Raw genomic sequence first — 2555 nt, forward strand, 5'->3', positions numbered from 1 at the left:
GGGTAGCGGCGGACGAGGCGGAGGCGGCGAAGGGCTTCTCGCTGTCCATGGCGCCGCTGGTCATCCGGGCGCTGGGCATGTGCCTGCTGGTGGCGGTGCTCCTGTGGCGTGACGGTCAGGGCCCGGCGCAGGTGGGCCTGGTGCGCGAGGGCTGGACGCGGGAGCTGCTGCTGGGAGGGGTGGTGCTGGTGGGCACCTACGTGGTGCACCTGGCGGCGTCGATGCCGTTGGCGGCGGTCGCGGTGGCGTTGAAGCTGGCGGGCCAGGAGCTGGAGGCGCGCAAGGGGGTGGCGGCGGCGCTCCTGAACACGGGGCTGGGCATCCCGGCCTTCGCGGCCATCATGGTGGTGGTGACGGGCTTCGAGGAGTTCGTCTTCCGGGGCTTCCTGGTGCCCCGCCTGCGCGTGGTGCTGGGCGGCTGGGTGCCGGCGGTGCTGGGCGCGGCGGTGCTCTTCTCCGTGGGGCACTTCTACGAGGGCACGCTCGCGGTCTTCCAGACGTTCGTGATGGGCGCCTGGTTCGGCTTCGTCCTCTGGTACCGGGCACGGCTACCGGCGCTCATCGTGGCCCACGCGGCCTTCAACACCATCAGCTTCGCGCTGATGCTCTGGCTGTCGCGCTCCGGCCTGCTGGAGAAGCTGCCGCCCCTCTAGGAGCGGCACGCACCTCCCTGGCTACGCCAGCGCTCCGGGCATCAGCTCGAGCGCCAGCTCCCTCACGAGCCCCCGGGCCACCTCCGCGGAGGGCAGCCCCGACACGCGGGCCACGGCTTCCGGCAGGTGGCTGGATGCTGCGTCCTGCTCCAGCTCACGCCAGGCTTCGCGGCGGGCCGCTTCCACCCGCTCGCGGGCCTCCGGGGACAGTTGCTCCAGGGCCCAGGCGTCGATGGCCCATGACAGCTCCGCGTGCCGCAGCTCGTCCGGGGCGATGGTGGCCAGGGACTCGCGCACCTGCGCGTCCTCCGCGCTCCTGGCCTGCCAGCCCGCGAGCAGCGCTCCGAAGGTCTCTCGCACGCAGCCCTCCACCGCGTTCTCGATGGCGAGCGCAACCAGCGTGCGGGGCTGGAACGGCGCCACCGTCAGCTCTGGCATCGGGGCCCCGTGACGCTGAGCCAGGGACTCCATCGCGCTTGCGTGGCGCACTTCGTCCTTCGCGGCTCGCCTCGCGGCCCGCACCAGTCGCTCCGGTGCGCCGTGCGCGGCCAGCTCGTCCGCGAGCCTTTCGAAGGCCGGCACGGACGCGGCCTCCAGGTGCGCCATCCTCGCGAAGAGCGCTCCCAGCGCCGGCGTCCCCGTGGCCACCGCGCCGTCGCTGCACAGCCCCTCCGGCCTCCGCCCCTCGCAGAGGAATGGCGCCTCGCATTTCACCTTCTCGAGCAAGCCGCCGTCCTCCCCAGCCTCAGGACCCATGAAGCGGGAACAGGGCGTGGTGGCTCCGAGCGCCTCGCACAGCTCCTCGCAGGGCGTGTCCTGCGTGGGCACTCCACCGTCACTCAACGTGGGGGGGACACGAAAGGTCTGCTGTTGGGTGTAGTTGTCCGAATCACACCCCCACGTCGAGGAGCAGCCCACCCCCAACGTGGCGACGGGTGCGAGCAACCACAGACGCTTGAACACGGGGCGCAACTTGCCGCGAGACATGCGGAACTCCTGCTTCCATCATGAACCCGCCGGCCCTCGGGCCCCGGCAGACTACCTCAGGCCTGGGGCGCCTGCGCGGAACGCCGCCGCAGCCAGTTGCGCAGGAAGGCCTTCACCTCCGGGTGCTGCGACTGGCGGAAGTGGTCCGGCGGGCCGTACTCCACCACGCGGCCCTCGTGCATCAGCGCCAGGTTGTCCGCCATGCCGAAGGCGGACGCCACGTCCGGCGTAATCACCAGCGACGTGGCCCCCAGCTGCTGCTTGCCCGTGGTGATGATTTCATTCACCGCCGCCGTGGTCAGCGGATCCAGACCCGCCGTGGGGTCGTCGTAGAGCAGGATCTTCGGCTGGAGGATGGTCGCGCGCGCGAAGCCCACGCGCTTCTGCATGCCGCCGGACAGCTCGCCCGGGAAGCGCGTGGCCGCGTGCGACAGGCCCACCTTCCCCAGCGTCTCGTTCACGGTCCTGGTGATGTCCGGCTCGGGCATCTTCGTGCGCTCGCGCAAGGGAAACGCCACGTTGTCGAAGACGTTGAGCGAGTCGAACAGCGCGTTCGCCTGGAAGAGGATGCCCAGCTTGCGGCGCATCTGGTTGAGCTCGGGCTCGTCCATCTTCGCCACCTCCGCGCCCTCCACCAACACCACGCCCCGGTCCGGCCGCATCAGACCCATGATGTGCTTCATCAGCACCGTCTTGCCTGAACCGGACACGCCCATCAGCACGCAGGTCGTGCCCTCCGGCACCACCAGGTCCACGCCCCGCAGCGCCGGCTGCCCGCCAAACGACTTGTGCAGGTCCCGCACCTCGAGGGTCAGCTTCGGCGCCGGCTCACGGCTCGCGTCACTCATCGCCCGGGAACCCTACCGCGCGGGCCCCGCCGCCGCGCTCCTGATTCACGCCCCGCCTCACCGCCGG

Annotated in this window: 3 protein-coding genes; 1 reads left to right on the forward strand and 2 read right to left on the reverse strand. The window is 71.2% G+C overall.

Annotated features, from left to right (window positions below; translation table 11 throughout):
- On the forward strand, positions 1–653 hold a 653-nt coding region (locus D7W81_RS40790; protein WP_147445826.1), incomplete at its 5' end, for a CPBP family intramembrane glutamic endopeptidase.
- Positions 654–674: 21 nt separating this feature from the next.
- On the opposite strand, the gene D7W81_RS40795 is transcribed toward D7W81_RS40790, so the two are convergent.
- The gene (locus D7W81_RS40795) at positions 675–1640 is read right to left on the reverse strand and encodes a hypothetical protein (protein WP_147445827.1); all 966 of its coding nucleotides are present in this window, start codon (positions 1638–1640) and stop codon (positions 675–677) included.
- Between the two features lie 56 nt (positions 1641–1696).
- Positions 1697–2488 carry an ABC transporter ATP-binding protein gene (locus D7W81_RS40800; protein ID WP_120560697.1) on the reverse strand — a complete coding sequence of 264 codons (792 nt, stop codon included), beginning with the start codon at positions 2486–2488 and terminating at the stop codon, positions 1697–1699.
- Positions 2489–2555 lie beyond the last annotated feature (67 nt).

The sequence above is a fragment of the Corallococcus aberystwythensis genome (assembly GCF_003612165.1).
In the GTDB taxonomy this organism is placed as follows: domain Bacteria; phylum Myxococcota; class Myxococcia; order Myxococcales; family Myxococcaceae; genus Corallococcus; species Corallococcus aberystwythensis.

Coding starts and splice junctions, on each gene's coding strand:
- D7W81_RS40795 (WP_147445827.1), bottom strand. CDS start 1,640: ATGTCTCGCGGCAAGTTGCGCCCCGTGTTCAAGCGTCTGTGGTTGCTC.
- D7W81_RS40800 (WP_120560697.1), bottom strand. CDS start 2,488: ATGAGTGACGCGAGCCGTGAGCCGGCGCCGAAGCTGACCCTCGAGGTG.